Below are 18,185 nucleotides of genomic sequence, written 5' to 3'. Positions count from 1 at the left end.
TGAGTTTAAAAGGATACGAAAACTGGTATTAAAGAGAGGAAGAAGTATTTCAGGGGTGACATAGAAATGATTGATTCGATTGCAAAGCAATTTGAGAAGCCTAAAGGATTCCTTGGAAAACTTGCAGGGACGATAATGTATTTTGAAAATAGAAAAATTAATAAGTGGAGTATCAAGAAGCTTCATGTCGAAAAAAATGACCGTATCCTCGAGATTGGCTACGGGCCCGGTTACGGAATCAAGACCTTGATGTCAACCTACAAATCGATTTTAGTAGATGGAATTGACTTATCGGCTAAGATGAGGGATGAAGCCACAAGGCGAAATAAAACATGGATTGAAACGGGTAAAGTACACCTGACAACCGGAGATATAGCTGATTACCAACCGGATCATTGTTACAGTAAAATTATCTCTGTCAATAACTATCCCCTCTGGGAAAAACCGATGATTTCATTGAGAAGATTATATAAATTACTCGATAGCAGAGGAAGGATTGTCCTCACTGTCCAGCCTCGTGAAGAAGGATCCACCGACGAGACAGCAAGACAGCTAGGGGAACAAATGAAAGAAGATCTGCTTCGAGCCGGTTTCGTAAACCCGGAAATTTCATTCCTAAAAGTGAAGCCTGTGCTGACGGCATGCGTCATGGCAGAAAAGAAGTAACCGCTGCTATAATAAACGCAGCGGTTTTTTACTGTCGGTTATTGGCAGATTTGTTTTCTACAAATCATTCTTTTATTCTTGCTAATGTCGTTTTTGGGATGCGTTCATGCATTCTATTCAAATCAAACACTAATTTTTTCAGCAGACAGAATAAGTTCCCTAATTCCTTCCAAATGATTCTGTTCAAATAAGTCAATAATCCTGCTTCCCACAATGACTCCATCACAGTGCCTGCAAACATCCTCGACTTGTTCTTCAGTTGAGACACCGAATCCCGCCAAAACAGGTACGGTGCTCTCACTTTTAACGAAGGTCAAGAATTCAGCAAGGTCTTCACTGAACTTATTTCGTGAACCTGTAATTCCTGTAACTGTTACTGCATAGATGAACCCTGCCGCACTTCCAGCAATCTTTCGTATCCTTTCCTTTGGCGTCGTTAATGTGACCAGCCTGATCAGCGTTATACCATTCTTTTCAAAAGGGGCCAGGACCAAATCTTCTTCCTCAAGCGGGAGGTCCGGGATGATGCAGCCAGAAATCCCGGCATTGGCAGCATCAACCGCGAAAGCTTCAATCCCGTAAGCTACAACTGGGTTTGCATAGGTCATTAATATTAACGGGATCTTTACCTCCGTCTTGTATGATGCAATATCTTTCAGTACTTTTTTAACAGTGATTCCCTGAGCAAGTGCCCGGATGCCAGCTTTTTGGATGGTTGGACCATCAGCAACGGGATCGGAAAATGGAATGCCGATCTCGATTGCGTCTGCTCCGGAGTCCTGAAGGAAGAGCAATCTCTCCTTGAGCGCTTCCAATCCGCCATCTCCTGCCATTATATAAGGTATGAAAACCTTTTTTCCTTTTTCAGTCAGGGCTTTTTCGATCCTGTCCATTATTCCATTCCTCCCATTTGATCTTTAATCGTCTGTACATCCTTATCACCACGGCCAGATAAGCAGACAACGATGTTCTCATCTTTGCTCATTCGTGCAGCGAGCTTGACTGCATACGCGATCGCGTGCGCGCTTTCGAGAGCCGGGATAATGCCTTCAAGCTTCGATAGCAGTTGGAAAGCATCCAGCGCTTCTTCGTCAGTAACCGATTCGTAATTGACTCTGTTGATATCATGAAGATGACTATGCTCCGGCCCAATTCCAGGATAATCCAGGCCAGCAGAAATCGAATGAGCCTCCTGGATTTGTCCGTCCTCATCCTGAAGAAGGTACATCATCGCACCATGCAGGACTCCTGGCTTCCCTTTCGACAGTGATGCTGCATGTTTATCAGTTTCCAATCCCATTCCTGCCGCTTCAACCCCATAGATCGATACGCTTTCGTCTTCTATGAACGGATAAAACAGTCCAATTGAGTTGCTGCCTCCGCCAATACAAGCGACGAGAGCATCAGGCAACTTTCCTTCTTTTTCAAAAAACTGCTGCTTCGTTTCCCTGCCGATGACACTTTGAAAATCGCGGACCATTTTTGGAAACGGGTGAGGCCCCATTACGGACCCCAGAATATAATGTGTATCCCTGACGTTTGTCACCCAGTATCTTAGTGCTTCATTGACAGCATCCTTCAATGTTCCGCTTCCGGCATCGACACTGACCACTTTTGCCCCAAGCAGTTCCATTCTGAAGACATTTAATTGCTGGCGTCTGATATCCTCTTTGCCCATGAAGATGACACATTCCAGATTCAGCAAGGCACAGACTGTTGCTGTGGCTACTCCGTGCTGTCCTGCTCCGGTTTCGGCGACGATCTTACGCTTGCCCATCCTGACCGCAAGCAAAGCTTGCCCGACTGTATTGTTGATTTTGTGGGCTCCTGTATGGTTCAGGTCCTCACGCTTGAGATAGATATTCGCCCCGCCGGCATGCTCAGTGAGATTTCCTGCAAGGTATAGTGGAGTTTCCCTCCCTACGTAATCCTTCATTAACTTCTGCAGTTCTGCGTGGAAATCCTTATCCTCCAATGCACGATTGTATTCTTTCTCCAGTTCCAGTACTGCCTCCATGAGTGTTTCCGGAACGAACCTTCCGCCAAAATTCCCAAAATGCCCCTTTTCATCCGGCAAATTATAAGTTTTTGTTGTCATAGTCTTCTTCCTCCCCTGGATTTTTTGCGTTAGTTATAAAATCTTTTATCTTTGTTAAATCCTTTTCTCCGTTTGTTTCGACACCGCTGCTGACATCAACCATACAAGGGTTGACCTTGGCAATTGCCTTGCTGATATTCTCAGGGTCCAATCCACCGGCTAACATGATATTCTTCTTTGACTTGCCGATTGCTTTAACCAGATTCCACTCAAAACTTGAGCCATTTCCTCCCCGATATTCTGTTGGGGGACTATCGAGGAGGATGTAGTCCGCTTCGATTGCATCAATTTTCTCAAGGTCTTTGGGTGAATGAACGGAAACTGCCTTAATGATTGGCAGTCCAATTGATTGATAGTCAGCTGGAACTTCATCTCCGTGAAGCTGTATGTGTGTGAGTCCTACAGACTCAGCGATTCGCTTTATTTCTGCTGAATCTTCGTTGACAAATACCCCTACCTTCCAGATATGTTCTGGAATAGTTTCAATGATGTTTTTTGCCTCTTGAGCCATAATTTGCCTTTTGCTCCTTGCGAAAACAAAACCAAGAGCGTCAGTCCCGCATTGAACCGCGTGGAGCGCTGTTTCAACTGTTCGTATCCCGCAGATCTTAACCTTCATGATGATTCCTCAAGACTGGAACAGTGAATTTATTGAAAGTTTCTTTAAGATCGGCTGAAGTCATGAATGTCTCCCCAACGAGTACTCCGCTTGCACCAGCAGCTGCAGCACGTACGATGTCGCCCCTTGTTTTCATGCCGCTTTCACTGATCAGAAATGCTCCTGCTTTTTTCACAAGCGGTCCTAGCTTCTCGGTATTTTCAAGATTGACCTGAAATGATTTTAAATCCCGATTGTTGATCCCGATTATTTGAGCCCCTGTAAGGAGTGCCTTTTCCAGGTCTTTTTCGTCATGGATTTCAACCAGGCACTCCAATCCTTTTTCAGAGGCATATTCATAAAGCGCTGCCAGCTGTTCCTGAAATAATGCCGATGCTATCAGCAAAATGACATCTGCTCCTGCGGAACGGGCCAGATCTATTTGAATTTTATCCACGATAAAATCTTTGCAAAGAATGGGCAGGTCCACTGCTTCTCTTACTTTTTTCAAGTCGCTAAAAGACCCCTTGAAACCTTTCTCATCCGTTAACACCGATATAGCTGATGCACCTGCCTGGGCATAAAGCTTCGCTTGCCGGGCAGGATCCAAAGAAAGATTGATGTCTCCTTTTGAAGGTGATGCTCTCTTAAATTCAGAGATAATCGCGACATTATTTGCTACTTTTAACGCTTTAATTAAAGATCGCGGCTTTATTAATGATTCAGTTAGATCAACTTCCACCTTCTTCAACTCTTCTACTTCCACTCTTTTTCGTTCAATGATTGAATCAAGTATTGTTCCCATTTCAACCTACCGCCTTTTTGTTTCGATTGCTGATGCTGATCAAATTCTCCAGTTTAGCCATTGCCCTGCCTGAATCGATGCTTTCCGCTGCCAGGTTCACTCCATCCAGAATCGTTTTTGCCTTCCCTGCAGTATAAATTCCAAGGCCTGCGTTCAAAAGGACGGTATCCCGATGTGCCCCTTTTTTTCCCTGAAGAACCTGGAGCAAGATGTCTGCATTATCGCGTGCATCCCCACCTCTGATTCTGCTGTTGTCGTAAACTGGCAAGTTCACCTCTTCAGGCTGCAGTTTTAAGCGATTGATTTCTCCTTCTGAAACGATGACCATTGCGTTTTCACCAGCAAGAGATGCTTCATCCATTCCTCCAGCTCCGTTAATGACAATCGCCCGCTTCCTGTTCAGGTTCGAAAGCACATGGGCAAACTTATCTAGCATATCCCTGCGGTAAATTCCAAGCAGCTGGTAATCAAGTTGTACTGGATTTGTCAGAGGTCCGATTAAATTAAAGATCGTCGGGATTTTCAGGTCCCTTCTTACCTTCATGATTTGTTTCAATTTTGGATGGACATGGGGTGCAAAAAGGAAAGCAATTCCATTCTGTTCAAGGATTTCTTCTGTTGCTTCTGGAGAGAAGTCAAGACTGACACCAAGAGCCTCCAATACATCTGCGCTCCCGGTCTTGCTCGAAACGCTTCTGTTCCCATGCTTTGCTACCGTTATTCCGGCTCCGGCAATGACAAATGCCGAAGTAGTGCTGATGTTGAAGCTTTTTGACCCATCCCCTCCTGTTCCGCAATTATCAAGAACATTCGGTATTTTCTTTGTAAAATTGAGGGCATATGTCCTGATTGCTTTAACTAATCCGGAAACCTCCTCTGCTGTTTCGCCTTTTAATTTAAGGCCGGTCAAAAATGAAGCAATCTCAGAGTCAGTCGTGTCCTGAGTGAAAATTCCCCGGACAGCTTCCTCCATTTCATGTTCCATCAATGATTTTCCTTCGACCAGCATTTCAAGATAATGTTTCATAAGTTAAAAGCCCCTTTCTGATTTCGCTAAGAAAATTCGCTAGTATTTGCTTCCCGCTCTTCGTTCCAATTGATTCCGGGTGGAATTGAAGTCCGTATAACGGATAATTCTTATGTTTGATTGACATTATTTCATCGTCATCAGCTGCAAGGGCCAGGATCTCAAAATCCTGATCCAGGGTCAGACGATCGATCACTAAAGAGTGATATCTCATTACTTCAGGGTGCTCCTCCAAATCCATCATGAGCGAAGTTCCGGTGTGGTTGAGGGTGGATTCCTTGCCATGCCTGATTTTTCTCGCCTTGATTATGGAACTGCCAAATGAATATGCGATTGCCTGATGGCCAAGACATATCCCCAGGATCGGAATCGTTGGCGCAAAATGTTTTACCGCTTCAACACAGATTCCGGCTTGCTCCGGCCTGCCGGGGCCAGGTGATAGGACAATGGCTTCCGGTTCCATTAGGGAAATTTCCTGAACCGTTATTTTATCGTTCCGAACAGTTCTCACCTCAGCCCCCAGTTCACTGAGGTACTGATAAAGGTTATAGGTAAATGAATCGTAATTATCAATCAGAAGAATCATTGGCCGCCTCCATTAATGCTTTTAATTTATGGTTCGTTTCATCGAACTCTTTCGCCGGGTCGGAATCATATACAATCCCGGCACCTGCCTGAAGATATCCTTTGCCATCCTTGACAACCAATGTTCTGATCGCGAGTGCAAAGTCCATACTTCCACAGGCAGAGAAGTAACCGACCGCTCCTGAATAGACGCCTCTTTTTTCATTCTCAAGCTCGTTGATGATTTGCATTGCCCGTATTTTCGGAGCCCCTGACACGGTTCCAGCAGGGAGGCATGCCGCCAGTCCGTCGATTGGGTGGGCACCTTGCAAGAGTTTCCCGCTCACCTCTGATACAAGATGCATGACAAACTGGTACCTCTCAACAGCCAGGAACTTATCAATCTTGACACTGCCGACTTCACATATCCTTCCTAAATCGTTCCTTGACAGATCGACGAGCATTTTGTGTTCGGCCAATTCCTTTTCATCCTCTTTCAATTCCAATTCAAGCTTTATATCTTCTTCAGCGGATATTCCCCTAGGCCTTGTTCCCGCAATAGGGTTGGTAACCATCGTTCCATCCCGGTATTTTACCAGGCTTTCAGGGGAAGTACCGGCAACCACATATCCCTCAAAGTCAATGAAGTACATATATGGGGAGGGATTATCTATTCGAAGCTTTCGGTAAAATGAAAATGGATCTCCTTTTGCATTTGCCGCAAGCCTCCTTGATAACACAACCTGAAAGATTTCCCCTTCTTCAATCAAGCCCTTTGCTTTTCTGACCGATTCTTCAAATTCCTCCCTTTCTTGCGCGGATTTAAACTCTGATAGTGAAAATGGGTTGACAGGCTGTTTTGCAGCTGGTGAATCAAGCTCCTCTTTACGTTTCTTAATTTTTTTTATAAGATCCTCACTGCTGTATCCCGGAAATGGAATGCCAATCAGGTTAATTTTTTGTTTAAGATGATCAAACACGATGACTTCATTGAAGAACATCAGATGCGCTTCAGGCATATTAAGAGGATCTTCTTTCAGCGCCCCAATTTCTTCAAAATCACGAATGTAATCATAGCTTACAAATCCAACCCCGCCTCCTATGAAAGGAATATCAAATCCAGGCTTCACTTGAGGAAGGAGCTCTTTCAGCAACTTGGAAAATGAGCCCTGGACTTGCTGCCTAACTCCTTCTTTTACCAAATAGGCACTGCCCTTTTCATTCAAGAATTCATAAACGGGGTCACAGCCGATAAAGGAAAAACGGCCTGAATCATTATGCTTGTGTGAACTTTCGAGAAGGAATTTTTTCTTGCCGGAGATCATTTGATACACAGATATAGGTGTTAATGTATCCCCCTCAATTTCCTCGATAAAAACATCAGCTGTCTCTACATTCATATAAATCCTCCTTAGAAAAATAAAAAAGTCCCCTATACATGCACAGAAATTGTGCTGTATAGAGGACGATTACGACTGGACCGCGGTGCCACCTCTGGTTGGAACTCAAAAAGTTCCCTCTCTTCAGGTACAGGAAATCTAAAAAACGATTTCGGTATACCCTATCCCTTTAACGGAGGAGTCCGGGCAGCCCTACTGTCATTTCAGGCTGCCTCTCACAAGGCCATTCAACAGGCATTTTCGTACCGGTTCACACCATACCCGGCTCTCTGAAACGAAAATATCCTGCTTACTCTTCTTGCTCAACGAGTTAACATAATAATATTATTGTTTTTTAACCATGAAAAGGCATTTTCTTTTTGGACAAATAAAAAAGGGCCCTCTCCTTATATAAAAATAAGGACGAGAGACCCGTGGTGCCACCTTAATTAGCTGTAAAAACAGCTCACTTTAAAGCATCAAGCATCATTTGCTTAATACCTGCCTTTTGTAACGATAAGGCCTGTTCGCCAAAGCCTACTGCCTAGTGGGTTCGGTTTGGAAGCTCGGAAGTCCATTCGCTGCAACAGTTACACTGATTTTCACCAACCATCAGCTCTCTTAAGTACCCGTTTCAGTTACTACTCTTCGTCAACACTGTACGATATATTGTTTTAAATGATAAAGGCAATAAATATAAAAGTCAATAAAAAAATACAAAATTTTAATTTTTCTGCATTAAGAGTTTATTCAATTCTTCTTTCCACGCCACTGCCAGTCCTTCGGTTCCTATGAGTGATTCAATTGCTTTAATGTCTTTCCTGCGATGAAAAAGGATTTCATTAGCCATCAGAATGGAAAAGTCGTCTTGTTTTCGCTCCAGCAATACGATTTCTGCATCCTCTTCGACGACCCCTTCCTCCAGCACTCTGAAAAAATAACCGGTATATCCCGTCTGGACAACTCTCTTCAATAACAAATCGATACCATTGTTTTTGGAGATTTTTGAACATGGAATCCTTCCTTGTGAAACCTGTATTATCACTTCCCCCAGCCGGTAAATATCTCCTATGTATACGTCAGCCTCTTTCATTCCATGAGCCGAAATATTTTCCCCAAATGTCGGGGCATCTATGTTTTTTTTGAATTCAGCAGACCATTGCTGGTAATGTTCAACTGGGTAGAAGCAAACAGCTCTGTCTGGTCCTCCATGATACTCTGTTGCTGCTACTCCATCACCCTCGAACGAATTCTTTGTCAGGAAGGCTTGTTTGACACCTTTCTTCCCGATCGCCGATTGCTCCATCTCTCCCTTCCATTTCTTCAGCTCAGGCTTCCCTACATTCAAATACAGTATTTTACCCATGTTCCTCCACCCTTCCGGACTTTTCCAAATATTTTATCCTTTCGCCGAAAAAAATACCATATAGATTTTCAAATCAACTTTTAAAACAATGTACAATCATTACCATAAAAAGACACCATTTTTTCAACCGTTTTCGACCACACTAGAAATAGTATGAATTAAAGGCAGGTTTCGAAAATGAATCATATTGAGAACTTGTTTCCAAAATCCGGGAGTCTTTCGGGTAAGAAAGATAAGGATACGAATGATGATCCTGTCAAAAATCAAAAATGGGCAATCGTGTCGATCGCTTCCATACCGCTTGTGATGACACTTGGCAATTCAATGCTGATTCCTGTATTGCCTGTTATTGAAAAGCGAATGGGCATTTCCGCATTCCAATCAAGCCTAATCATTACCGTCTACTCCATTGTGGCAATTTTTTTAATCCCGATTGCCGGATACTTATCTGACCATATAGGCCGAAAAAAAGTCATCATCCCTAGCCTTATCATAACTGGTATCGGGGGAATTATCTCAGGATGGGCCTCTTGGCAAATGACCGACGGGTATTGGATCGTTTTAATTGGCAGGGCCTTGCAGGGTGTGGGAGCAGCCGGAGCCTTTCCCATCGTATTGCCACTGGTCGGGGATATGTTCAAAAGCGATGATGAAGTGAGCGGTGTGCTTGGGGAAATTGAAACGGCAAACACACTTGGGAAAGTCCTTAGCCCAGTCCTGGGTTCATTCCTGGCAGGATTCATCTGGTTTATCCCTTTTTTCTCTATCCCGGTTTTCTGTGCAATTTCAATCATATTGATGATCTTTCTCGTTAAAAGTCCGAAAAAGAAGAATAAACCTTTGCCTTTTAAGGATTTCATCAAGAAAGTAAAACTGATCTTTACTGAGAATGGGCGTTGGCTGTATGCCATCTTTTTTATTGGTACAATTGTCATGTTTGTGCTTTTTGGAGTATTGTTTTACCTGTCCGATATCCTCGAGAACAAGTACGGAATAAAGGATCTTAAGAAAGGGTTATTGCTCGCTCTGCCATTAGGGGCACTGTGCCTTTCCTCTTTTATTACAGGTAAAATCATCAAGAAAAATATGGTGCTTATGAAATGGATAACCTTTATCAGTTTATTGGTGCTCGGAATCGCAGTTATCATGCTGAGCTTTTCTAAAGAATTGTGGTTTCTAATATCCATGTTCCTGGTTGCGGGTATAGGAATCGGCGCAAGTCTTCCTCCTCTTGATGCGCTAATCACTGAAAGTATCGAGAAGGAAGAAAGGGGTACGATTACCTCCATTTATAGCTCGATGAGGTTCATTGGCGTCGCAGCCGGACCTCCCGTCATCGCTTTAATGATGAAGAATTCGAACAAACTCATATTCATCATACTGGCGTCATTAAGTATAGCAGCAGCGCTTGCCACTTTTCTGGCAATCAAACCGGACAAAAAGGCATAAAGAAACGCATTGATTAAAGACAATGCGTTTTTTTATAACCTTGCGACCTCTAGCATAAACTTGGTTACTTCCTTGTTAAAATCCTGCCACTTCTTCACAGGAACCTGATGTGAGACCTTTTTGATAATTGCTGTTTCGAAATGTTCGAGCTCTCTCTCATAGGTCCTAAGATGCTGGTTAATAAAATCTCTTGATCCATAGATCAGCAGCAAAGGAACTGACAGGGATTTCAGTCTTTCGACACAGGAATAGTTTAATGACTCGTAATAAAAATGAAACCATGTATCCATGTCTGTTTTCAACATATGCTCAATAAGTTCCGACCTGTATTCTGGATCAAAGGTATGAGCAGTTGCAATTGTTTTTGCCAGCGTTTTTGGAGAGTGTTTCACAAAGTACATCCCAAGAATATGTTCATACCTTAACGCCGGGGACTTCACCTCCGCAAAGCCCCCGGATAGAATCAGGGCTTTGGTACGTTCCGGATAAGTCAGGGCGAATTCCTGGGCGATGCTGCCGCCGGAGGAGTAACCGCACAATGTGACTTTTTCCAGGCCAAGCCAATCCGCAAGCATCAACACTTCATCTGCGTACTTCTCGATTGTGACTTTTTCCAGCACTGCTGTGGATTCTCCGTGACCGCTTAAGTCAGGGAAGAACAATCTGAATCGTTGGCTTAATGGTTTCTGAAAATGAAACACCTTTCTCCCCATACCCGGCGGATGGAGGAAGATGATTGGGGTTCCTTCGCCTGCTTCTTCGTAAAAGAGGTCACCATATTGTAATTTGCATACTGGCATCGCAATTCACTCCTTCATGCACGGATTGAGATAACTTTCATAGTATAGCCAAATTGCAAATCTACTCATGCATAAAGGACCATATAACCGTGACATTGCGAGCCTTGTATGGTATTCTTGTATTGTAAAAATGTATAAAAAGACTGCCGGTGTTGGCCCACCGACAGCCATTGCAATAGCCGTTCCCATTGAGGATCGGACATGGAACTGCTGGACCTCTCACTCAATTTCGCTTAAGGGAGGTCTATTTTTTTTGGCCGAACGTCAGCACTGCGAGGATGAGGCTGGCAAATGAAAACATAGCCATAAAAGTCTCGAATACTGTCAAAGGCATCACCCCCTTCCTCCGGGGTTCGCCGACCATCCAATAGATCTGACTATTGCTTCTCAAGTATAACATACCCTTGTCCAAAACTAGAACACATGTTCTGTCAATAAGCAAAAATTAGGGCTAAGATACTAGATGATCAGGGATGACCTCCATCCAGTATCTACCCTGTTATTAATCCGTTACCAGCCTCGGTTTACCAGGGTCACAGTGGGGCTGTTTCATTGCCGCTGCTTCCGCCACTTTTGATAAGTAGTAACACTCTTCCCTGAACATATGGTCAGCCATAAGTGGGGCAAAACTGCCTAATGCCTGTTCAGTCAACTCAAGTTCCTTTAACTCATCAAGAAACCTCATGAAGACCTGTATTTCCATAGAAACCTCGAGATTCATTCTATCCAGCGCTGGAAAAGAAGTTAGATTCGTACGCAGATAACCAGTCAGTTCCACAGCTTTTATATAGAAATCTTCAAACTGCTTTACAAATTTCTCGCTTGTAGCTTTCAAACGTTTTTCAACTTGGTCCAGATTACTTTGGATCGCACCAGCATGGCCGGCTGCATCAGGGAGCCAGACAGTATGGTGATGCAACTCATGAAATACGGGTGGTACCTCTCCCCTTTTCAAATACTCAAGAACCCTTAAATATTCTTCAACTTCGTTTACCATATGGTTTACAAATGTGGGACCAAAATGGATTTTCACCTTTCCGGTCAGCATTTTTTCCATGAGCTCCAGTTTAAATTGCCTGATTTTCTTCGCTTCTTCATCCGCCCTCATACTCAAATGGATTAAGTCGGTTGTGTCAACTCTCTGCAGCAGCCTATCAAATGTATTGATGAAATATTTCGCGGTATCAATTTCTTCCTGTTCAATTGGAGCAAGCGCCTCGAACAGGAATCTTCCGTGATCCCCAAGAACCTGAAGCCAAAACCGGTGCTCATAAACAGCCGCCTCCTTGAAATCCCGAGCCATTCCAGTCCCCTCCTCAAAAATAGCTTCATAAAAGCATATCTGTGTCCCAGGAAAATTATTCATTCATTCGGTTTAAATAAACAATAAAAAGCCTGCAGATAAAAAATCTGCAGGCCATATATTACTTTGTTACAGGCTTTTTCAATAATCCAAGCAAGATTGCTGTGACAGCTGAGCCTATTAGGATTGCGGCCAGGTATAACAGCCATCCGCCGTCCACAAGCGGAACCACGAACAAACCGCCGTGTGGAGCTCGAAGTCCGATATTGAACATCATTGACAATCCGCCGGCTACTGCCGCTCCAGCCATCGCGGATGGAATCACACGAAGCGGATCAGCCGCAGCGAATGGGATTGCACCCTCTGTTATGAAGGAAAGTCCCATGATATAATTCGCTTTTCCGGCATCTTGGTCTTCTTTTGAGAATTTGTTTTTAAAGATGGTAGTCGCGAGTGCGATTCCTAATGGAGGAACCATGCCAGCAGCCATAATGGCTGCCATCGGCTCATATACACCGTTCGCAAGCAACCCTGTTCCGAAAACATAAGCTGCTTTATTAACTGGTCCGCCCATGTCGAATGCCATCATTAGGCCAAGGACAATTCCAAGCAGTACAGCATTTCCTGTTCCTAACCCTGACAGCCAGTCTGTAATTGCCTGGTTCAAGGCACCAACCGGTTTATTTACCAGGAATAACATAATGAATCCTGTTAGGGCAATTCCGAACAATGGATACAATAGAATTGTTTTAATCCCTTCCAGTGATGCAGGAAGGCCGGCAAATAATTTCTTCAGACCGAGAACAAGGTATCCTGCAAGGAATCCAGCGACCAAACCTCCAAGGAAGCCGCCGCCTCCTGTTGCAGCAAGCACCCCGCCAACCATACCAGGAGCAAATCCAGGTCTGTCAGCAATACTTAGGGCGATGAAGCCAGCAAGAATTGGTACCAGCAATCCAAATGCTCCCGCTCCTCCGCCAATATCCATCAGGGCCTTGGCAATCGGATGATAGGATGGATCCTCAGGGTTGAAGGCATTATAGCCAAACATGAAGGAAATCGCGATCAGGATACCGCCTCCAACAACAAATGGAAGCATATTTGATACACCATTCATCAAATGCTTATAGATTCCTCCGCGGCTTTCTTTCTTTTCTGCCGGCGCATTGCCTGTCGACTTATAAAGCGGCGCATCCTTCTTAACCGCTTTTTCAATCAGATCTTTTGGCCTGCGAATTCCGTCGGCAACTGGTACATCGATCAATGGCTTGCCTGCGAATCTTTCCATATTAACTTTTGTATCGGCAGCGATAATGACAGCCTCTGCTCTTTCAATGTCTTCAGGTGTCAGGACATTTTTTGCTCCTCCTGACCCATTCGTCTCCACCTTGATATCCACGCCCATTTCAGCCGATTTGGCTTTTAACGAATCCGCTGCCATGTATGTGTGGGCAATCCCTGTTGGGCAAGCAGTAACGGCAACGATGAATTTTCTATTACCCCCAACAGATGTCTCTTCTTTTTCTTCCTGGTCATAACTGTCAATGACACCCATGACTTCATCAGCAGACTGAGCAGCCATCAGCTTCTCACGTGCATCCGCCTTCATTAAAATGGTCGATAGTCGTGCCAATGCCTCCAGATGCGTGTTATTCGCTCCTTCAGGGGCTGCAATCATGAAAAATAAATGTGCTGGCTGCCCATCAAGAGATTCATAGTCGATCCCTGACTCTGAACGGCCAAATACGATAGCAGCTTCTTTTACAACGGCAGTTTTTGCGTGAGGAATAGCGATCCCATCCCCAACACCTGTCGTACTTTGTTTTTCGCGATTTAAAATCGCTTCCTTGAATATCTCCCGATCGGTAATTTTACCGGCTGCATCAAGTACCCCGACAAGCTCATGGACAGCATCTAGCTTTGATTTGGCAGTCATCGTTAAATGAATGGTTTCTCTTGTCAGCAATTCTGTAATTCTCATTGTTCTCCCCCTCACTGGTATTCGTGGATTTTTACTTCTGGAAGAAGTGTCTCTATTTTTTCAGGTGTACATAACCCGATTGAAAAAGCTGTTGCGCTACCTGATGCCACACTGAATCGGAATGCCTCTTTGCGGTCACCAGTTTTCAAGTACTGTGCCAGGAAGCCCGCCACCATTGAGTCGCCGGCTCCCACAGAGCTTTTCACTTCCCCCTGTGGAACGCTCGCATGGAAGGCACCAGATTCACTAATATAGACAGCACCCTTTTCAGCAAGAGAAACAATGACGTTTTTCGCTCCTGCCTCTACGAGTTTTTTTCCATATACAATGGCATCCTCCACTCCTGATATCTCTCTGTTGAAAAACTGCCCCAATTCGTGATGGTTTGGTTTTATCAGGAAAGGCTTATATTCAAGCACGGTTTTAAGCAAATCACCTTCTGCATCAATGACCACTTCTGCCCCTGTTCCTTTGCAGATCTGGACGATATCCTGATAAATCGTTTGAGGCATGCTTGATGGAATGCTTCCAGCGATGATTAGATAATCACCTTTTCCAAGCTGTTGGATTTTTTCTTTCAATAATCCGATTGCAAGAGAGGATATTTCCGGGCCACTTGCATTGATTTCAGTTTCTTTTCCAGCCTTCAGTTTGATATTGATTCTTGTATCTCCCTCGACTTTGACAAAACCCGTATAAATGCCTTCCCTATTGAGGAACTCTTCAACGTATTTGCCTGTAAAGCCTCCTAAAAAGCCAGTTGCCTTGCTTTCTACTCCAATTGAACGTAGGACTCTTGAAACATTAATGCCTTTTCCGCCTGGAAGTTTTGTTTCATGGGACGTTCTGTTCAAAGTTCCAAGAACAATTTCGCCTGCTTCGACGATATAATCGACAGATGGATTCAGTGTCAGTGTATAGATCATGATGTCACAACCTTTATTGAAGTTTTGCTGGTATATTGTCCTTTGGTCTCTTCTTCAAGAATGTTTGTAATTATTGCCGCTTCATGCAAATCGGCTATTTTAGCAAAAGTGATTTCCGAGAATTTACTGTCATCTGCCAGTACATATGCTTCACGCGATAAGGAAATCGCTTTGGATTTAATCATCGCTTCCTCCTGGTCTGGCGTTGTAAATCCAGAATGAGGATGAATGCCATTGACTCCGAGGAAACATTTATCAAACCGGTACTGTTCGAGACTGGCCAATGCTCCTCTGCCGATCACTGCATTTGTCTTTGGTTTCGCATAACCTCCGATGACATAGGTTTCAATATTCCTTTCCATCAGTGCCGGCAAATGCATCAATCCGTTGGTAACAACTACAATATCCTTTGCAGGCAGGAAAGGAATCATTTCCTTAATTGTCGAGCCTGCATCAAGGTAAATGCTGTCGCCTTCTTCTACCAGACTCGCAGCATATTGGGCGATTTGCCTTTTTTCATGAAGGTTTTTGGAAGATTTCTCGTTCATGCTCGGTTCCTGAAGTTTCCCCCTCAGCCTTGCCGCACCTCCATGTACCCTCTTAAGGAATTTCCCCTCTTCAAGCACCGTCAGGTCTCGACGTATAGTGGACTCAGAAGCTTCTGTTATATCAACTAGTTCTTGAATTTTCACGATTGGTTTTTCTTTGATCAGTTGTAAGATGAGCTGGTGGCGCTCAGGTGTTAACATGAGCCATTCCTCCTAAATTGCTTCGTAAATCCATCATAATGTAATCGATTTCAAAAATCAATCATTTTCTTTCAAAACCAATCAATATTATTCACGTTCCTTCAAGTTATATGATTGGTTTTGGATGTTTTCAAAAAAAAAACCTCTTTTAAAAGAGGTCATAAACATATTATTTTATTAAAATAAAGCTTTAATGCCCTGGTAAGCAAAATACAAACCAAATCCTAATAATGACAGGCCTGATAGTATAGAAATCATCCTTAGGCTGTGATAGTTCAAAAACCGCCTGAACCCGGTCGTAATCGCTGCCACAAATATATCCCACACTGCGAGCCCCAGGAAAATCATACTGCTGTAGATCAATAAGTCTGCCCGGCCATAATTGCTTGCCGTCTTCGCCAGTACCGATCCATAAATCCCAAGCCAGAAAAGGATCGATAAAGGACTGCTGATCGACATGATGAATCCCGTTAGGAAGCATTTAAATAAAGATTCTCTCCCCCGGCTGAAGGCGAGATGAATATCATTTGCCTTCAGCAAGCACTCAATGCCCGAATAAATGAGCACAAAACCGCCAAAAAGCCACAGGAATATTTGGAGGATCGGCATGTCCAAAAAATTAACAAGGCCAAGGTAGATGAGAAGCATAAAGATGGCATCAGCAATCATCGAGCCTGTACCAACAATCCATGCATGCCAGAACCCATTTTTGATTCCCTTATCCAGCCTGGCTGAATTGACCGGTCCAATGGGAGCAGCCAGGGTTAATCCCAAAAAAATATAGCTTGCAAGCAAACTGATGCTCAAGTTCTCGTCCTCCAACACACAGAAATTTTGTAAATTTTATGTGTGCAGATTGAAAAATAATACAACTTGTACGAGATTTCCTAAAATTTTAATTGAAATCAATTACTTTTATGATATAATTCTTTTATAACTAATTCGCGGGTGTGGCGGAATCGGCAGACGCGCTAGATTCAGGTTCTAGTGGTGGCAACACCGTGGAGGTTCAAGTCCTCTCATCCGCATACAGAAAAGGTGCCTTTTAACAGGGCACTTTTTTTGTGTTTTCAGGCAGATTTTTTGTAAAGGTGGCTTATGTGGGATTCGTTATCGCCTTGGTCGATCCCAATGAAAGAGGGTTTTTGACAGTTTTTGCTTCTCTACCTTCAAAGCTGTCAAAATGCTGGGGCTTTCTTGACAACTTTAGCTCCTCTCCCTCCAAAGCTGTCAAAATAATGATGCTTTTTTGACAGCTTTGGCTCCTCTATCTGCAAACCTGTCAAAATTACGTCGCTTTCTTGACAGCTTTGGCTCCTCTACCTGTAAACCTGTCAAAATAATGTGCCTTTCTTGACAGCTTTAGCTCCTCTTCCTACAAACCTGTCAAAATAATGATGCTTTCTTGACAGCTTTAGCTCCTCTTCCTACAAACCTGTCAAAATAATGATGCTTTTTTGACAGCTTTGGCTCCTCTAACTGCAAACCTGTCAAAATTACGTCGCTTTCTTGACAGCTTTGGCTCCTCTACCTGTAAACCTGTCAAAATAATGTGCCTTTCTTGACAGCTTTAGCTCCTCTACCTTTAAACCTGTCAAAATAATGTGCCTTTCTTGACAGCTTTAGCTCCTCTTCCTACAAACCTGTCAAAATAATGATGCTTTTTCGACAGTTTTGGCTCCTCTTCCTACAAACCTGTCAAAATAATGTGCCTTTCTTGACAGCTTTGGCTCCTCTTCCTACAAACCTGTCAAAATAATGATGCTTTTTTGACAGCTTAAGCTCTTCTACCTGCAAACCTGTCAAAATAACGTCGCTTTCTTGACAGCTTTAGCTCCTCTTCCTACAAACCTATCAAAATAAAGGCGTTTACTGGCAGCTTTGATCTCAGCTCTTAGCGTTTGTAGGGATTAACTAGCTTTCAAAACAAAAAAATACAGCCTGGATTTTCATCCAGGCTGTTTGCATCATTGGTTAACCGATTAGATTTTGACTATGGTTGTTGACCACTTCCAATACCTTGGTCGTTTCCTCCATATCACTTTTGCAAATCGGGCAAGCGGGGACATTGCTGCTTTTAAAGTTGTCACGAACCCAGCAATTGCAATCATCAGAAGTACATACCCATATTTTCGTTTCTGCAGTGACGATTTCTTCAGGCGGTTTTCTTCCAAATGCCAATTTCCTCACGCTCCTATCGTTTTAGTCACGGTCTTTTCTCTTTGAAGCTGATCCATCAGCTTGTTTGCAGGATCCAGAATTCATCCTGAGCCCATCTCACTTAGAGAAAAACCTCATCATCGTTCGATTGATAAAAAAATTCATTTATTATAAAAAGCCGGCAATTGATACTTTTTATAATAAATGAATGGTCCGAAAGTTGATATCTATTCCATTTTACCACACTTTCTTATTTTTACCAAAAGTGACACCTCAGATGTTCCTGAACAACAATAAATAGTATATTCATTTCC

General features: G+C 43.4%; 18 protein-coding genes, 1 tRNA gene and 2 other annotated features. Of the genes, 3 read left to right on the top strand and 16 right to left on the bottom strand.

Annotated elements, in window-relative coordinates; translation table 11 throughout:
• Positions 1–66 precede the first annotated feature (66 nt).
• Positions 67–666: an SAM-dependent methyltransferase gene (locus J7E38_RS02810; RefSeq protein WP_214707986.1), complete on the top strand. Its 600-nt coding sequence runs from the start codon at positions 67–69 to the stop codon at positions 664–666.
• A 122-nt stretch (positions 667–788) separates the two neighbouring features.
• Here J7E38_RS02810 and trpA read toward each other — a convergent pair whose 3' ends face one another.
• The 8 genes from trpA to J7E38_RS02770 all read right to left on the bottom strand — a co-directional run bounded on the left by trpA (position 789) and on the right by J7E38_RS02770 (position 8,503).
• Positions 789–1,559 carry a tryptophan synthase subunit alpha gene (trpA, locus tag J7E38_RS02805; protein ID WP_214707988.1) on the bottom strand — a complete coding sequence of 257 codons (771 nt, stop codon included), beginning with the start codon at positions 1,557–1,559 and terminating at the stop codon, positions 789–791.
• Positions 1,559–2,764: a tryptophan synthase subunit beta gene (gene trpB / locus J7E38_RS02800; RefSeq protein WP_214707990.1), complete on the bottom strand. Its 1,206-nt coding sequence runs from the start codon at positions 2,762–2,764 to the stop codon at positions 1,559–1,561. Before trpB ends, trpA begins: the two co-directional genes overlap by 1 nt.
• Entirely contained in the window at positions 2,745–3,383 is a 639-nt protein-coding gene (locus J7E38_RS02795; RefSeq protein WP_214707991.1) for a phosphoribosylanthranilate isomerase, read from the bottom strand. The genes trpB and J7E38_RS02795 overlap by 20 nt, the downstream gene beginning before the upstream one ends.
• Positions 3,373–4,167, bottom strand: a complete 795-nt coding sequence (gene trpC, locus J7E38_RS02790) for an indole-3-glycerol phosphate synthase TrpC (protein WP_214707993.1) — start codon at positions 4,165–4,167, stop codon at positions 3,373–3,375. The genes J7E38_RS02795 and trpC overlap by 11 nt, the downstream gene beginning before the upstream one ends.
• A 1-nt stretch (position 4,168) precedes the next feature.
• Positions 4,169–5,194, bottom strand: a complete 1,026-nt coding sequence (gene trpD, locus J7E38_RS02785; protein ID WP_214707995.1) for an anthranilate phosphoribosyltransferase — start codon at positions 5,192–5,194, stop codon at positions 4,169–4,171.
• Positions 5,178–5,780, bottom strand: coding sequence for an anthranilate synthase component II (locus J7E38_RS02780; RefSeq protein ID WP_214707997.1), 603 nt, complete (start codon positions 5,778–5,780; stop codon positions 5,178–5,180). The genes trpD and J7E38_RS02780 overlap by 17 nt, the downstream gene beginning before the upstream one ends.
• Positions 5,764–7,158, bottom strand: coding sequence for an anthranilate synthase component I (gene trpE / locus J7E38_RS02775; RefSeq protein ID WP_214707999.1), 1,395 nt, complete (start codon positions 7,156–7,158; stop codon positions 5,764–5,766). Before trpE ends, J7E38_RS02780 begins: the two co-directional genes overlap by 17 nt.
• A 58-nt stretch (positions 7,159–7,216) precedes the next feature.
• Positions 7,217–7,473, bottom strand: a binding site (T-box leader).
• A gap of 80 nt (positions 7,474–7,553) precedes the next feature.
• Positions 7,554–7,801, bottom strand: a binding site (T-box leader).
• Between the two features lie 60 nt (positions 7,802–7,861).
• A complete protein-coding gene (locus J7E38_RS02770; protein ID WP_214708001.1) occupies positions 7,862–8,503 on the bottom strand; it encodes an MOSC domain-containing protein in 642 nt (213 codons plus the stop codon).
• A 177-nt stretch (positions 8,504–8,680) separates the two neighbouring features.
• On the opposite strand from J7E38_RS02770, the gene bcbE reads away from it, so the two are divergent.
• Positions 8,681–9,952, top strand: coding sequence for a bacillibactin exporter BcbE (gene bcbE / locus J7E38_RS02765; RefSeq protein WP_214708003.1), 1,272 nt, complete (start codon positions 8,681–8,683; stop codon positions 9,950–9,952).
• A gap of 32 nt (positions 9,953–9,984) precedes the next feature.
• Here the strand turns inward: bcbE and J7E38_RS02760 are convergent, their stop codons facing one another.
• The 7 genes from J7E38_RS02760 to J7E38_RS02735 form a co-directional block, all read right to left on the bottom strand.
• Positions 9,985–10,752, bottom strand: a complete 768-nt coding sequence (locus tag J7E38_RS02760; RefSeq protein ID WP_214708005.1) for an alpha/beta fold hydrolase — start codon at positions 10,750–10,752, stop codon at positions 9,985–9,987.
• Positions 10,753–10,996: 244 nt separating this feature from the next.
• Positions 10,997–11,086, bottom strand: a complete 90-nt coding sequence (locus J7E38_RS24415) for a putative holin-like toxin (RefSeq protein ID WP_483297154.1) — start codon at positions 11,084–11,086, stop codon at positions 10,997–10,999.
• Positions 11,087–11,254: 168 nt separating this feature from the next.
• A complete protein-coding gene (locus J7E38_RS02755) occupies positions 11,255–12,055 on the bottom strand; it encodes a DUF2935 domain-containing protein (protein ID WP_214708007.1) in 801 nt (266 codons plus the stop codon).
• A gap of 121 nt (positions 12,056–12,176) precedes the next feature.
• Positions 12,177–14,036 carry a PTS fructose transporter subunit IIABC gene (locus tag J7E38_RS02750; protein WP_214708009.1) on the bottom strand — a complete coding sequence of 620 codons (1,860 nt, stop codon included), beginning with the start codon at positions 14,034–14,036 and terminating at the stop codon, positions 12,177–12,179.
• 11 nt (positions 14,037–14,047) lie between these two features.
• Positions 14,048–14,962: a 1-phosphofructokinase gene (gene pfkB / locus J7E38_RS02745; RefSeq protein ID WP_214708011.1), complete on the bottom strand. Its 915-nt coding sequence runs from the start codon at positions 14,960–14,962 to the stop codon at positions 14,048–14,050.
• A complete protein-coding gene (locus tag J7E38_RS02740; protein ID WP_214708013.1) occupies positions 14,959–15,711 on the bottom strand; it encodes a DeoR/GlpR family DNA-binding transcription regulator in 753 nt (250 codons plus the stop codon). Before J7E38_RS02740 ends, pfkB begins: the two co-directional genes overlap by 4 nt.
• A 177-nt stretch (positions 15,712–15,888) precedes the next feature.
• Positions 15,889–16,518: a LysE family transporter gene (locus tag J7E38_RS02735; protein ID WP_214708015.1), complete on the bottom strand. Its 630-nt coding sequence runs from the start codon at positions 16,516–16,518 to the stop codon at positions 15,889–15,891.
• Between the two features lie 137 nt (positions 16,519–16,655).
• Between J7E38_RS02735 and J7E38_RS02730 the strand changes: the two genes are divergently transcribed.
• Positions 16,656–16,739, top strand: a tRNA-Leu gene (locus J7E38_RS02730).
• Positions 16,740–17,685: 946 nt separating this feature from the next.
• On the opposite strand, the gene J7E38_RS02725 is transcribed toward J7E38_RS02730, so the two are convergent.
• Complete coding sequence (locus J7E38_RS02725) at positions 17,686–17,892, bottom strand: cold-shock protein (RefSeq protein WP_144479781.1); 207 nt, start codon at positions 17,890–17,892, stop codon at positions 17,686–17,688.
• Between the last annotated feature and the right edge of the window lie 293 nt (positions 17,893–18,185).

The sequence above is a fragment of the Bacillus sp. ISL-35 genome, assembly GCF_018613355.1.
GTDB lineage: Bacteria > Bacillota > Bacilli > Bacillales > Cytobacillaceae > Mesobacillus.
Note: the sequence above shows the minus strand (reverse complement) of the source record. Positions and strands in the feature narration are given on the sequence as shown.

Excerpts from the sequence above, each read along its gene's own strand:
- J7E38_RS02810 (WP_214707986.1), top strand. The coding sequence starts at position 67 with ATGATTGATTCGATTGCAAAGCAATTTGAGAAGCCTAAAGGATTCCTT.
- trpA (WP_214707988.1), bottom strand. The coding sequence starts at position 1,559 with ATGGACAGGATCGAAAAAGCCCTGACTGAAAAAGGAAAAAAGGTTTTC.
- trpB (WP_214707990.1), bottom strand. The coding sequence starts at position 2,764 with ATGACAACAAAAACTTATAATTTGCCGGATGAAAAGGGGCATTTTGGG.
- J7E38_RS02795 (WP_214707991.1), bottom strand. The coding sequence starts at position 3,383 with ATGAAGGTTAAGATCTGCGGGATACGAACAGTTGAAACAGCGCTCCAC.
- trpC (WP_214707993.1), bottom strand. The coding sequence starts at position 4,167 with ATGGGAACAATACTTGATTCAATCATTGAACGAAAAAGAGTGGAAGTA.
- trpD (WP_214707995.1), bottom strand. The coding sequence starts at position 5,194 with ATGAAACATTATCTTGAAATGCTGGTCGAAGGAAAATCATTGATGGAA.
- J7E38_RS02780 (WP_214707997.1), bottom strand. The coding sequence starts at position 5,780 with ATGATTCTTCTGATTGATAATTACGATTCATTTACCTATAACCTTTAT.
- trpE (WP_214707999.1), bottom strand. The coding sequence starts at position 7,158 with ATGAATGTAGAGACAGCTGATGTTTTTATCGAGGAAATTGAGGGGGAT.
- J7E38_RS02770 (WP_214708001.1), bottom strand. The coding sequence starts at position 8,503 with ATGGGTAAAATACTGTATTTGAATGTAGGGAAGCCTGAGCTGAAGAAA.
- bcbE (WP_214708003.1), top strand. The coding sequence starts at position 8,681 with ATGAATCATATTGAGAACTTGTTTCCAAAATCCGGGAGTCTTTCGGGT.
- J7E38_RS02760 (WP_214708005.1), bottom strand. The coding sequence starts at position 10,752 with ATGCCAGTATGCAAATTACAATATGGTGACCTCTTTTACGAAGAAGCA.
- J7E38_RS24415 (WP_483297154.1), bottom strand. The coding sequence starts at position 11,086 with ATGCCTTTGACAGTATTCGAGACTTTTATGGCTATGTTTTCATTTGCC.
- J7E38_RS02755 (WP_214708007.1), bottom strand. The coding sequence starts at position 12,055 with ATGGCTCGGGATTTCAAGGAGGCGGCTGTTTATGAGCACCGGTTTTGG.
- J7E38_RS02750 (WP_214708009.1), bottom strand. The coding sequence starts at position 14,036 with ATGAGAATTACAGAATTGCTGACAAGAGAAACCATTCATTTAACGATG.
- pfkB (WP_214708011.1), bottom strand. The coding sequence starts at position 14,962 with ATGATCTATACACTGACACTGAATCCATCTGTCGATTATATCGTCGAA.
- J7E38_RS02740 (WP_214708013.1), bottom strand. The coding sequence starts at position 15,711 with ATGTTAACACCTGAGCGCCACCAGCTCATCTTACAACTGATCAAAGAA.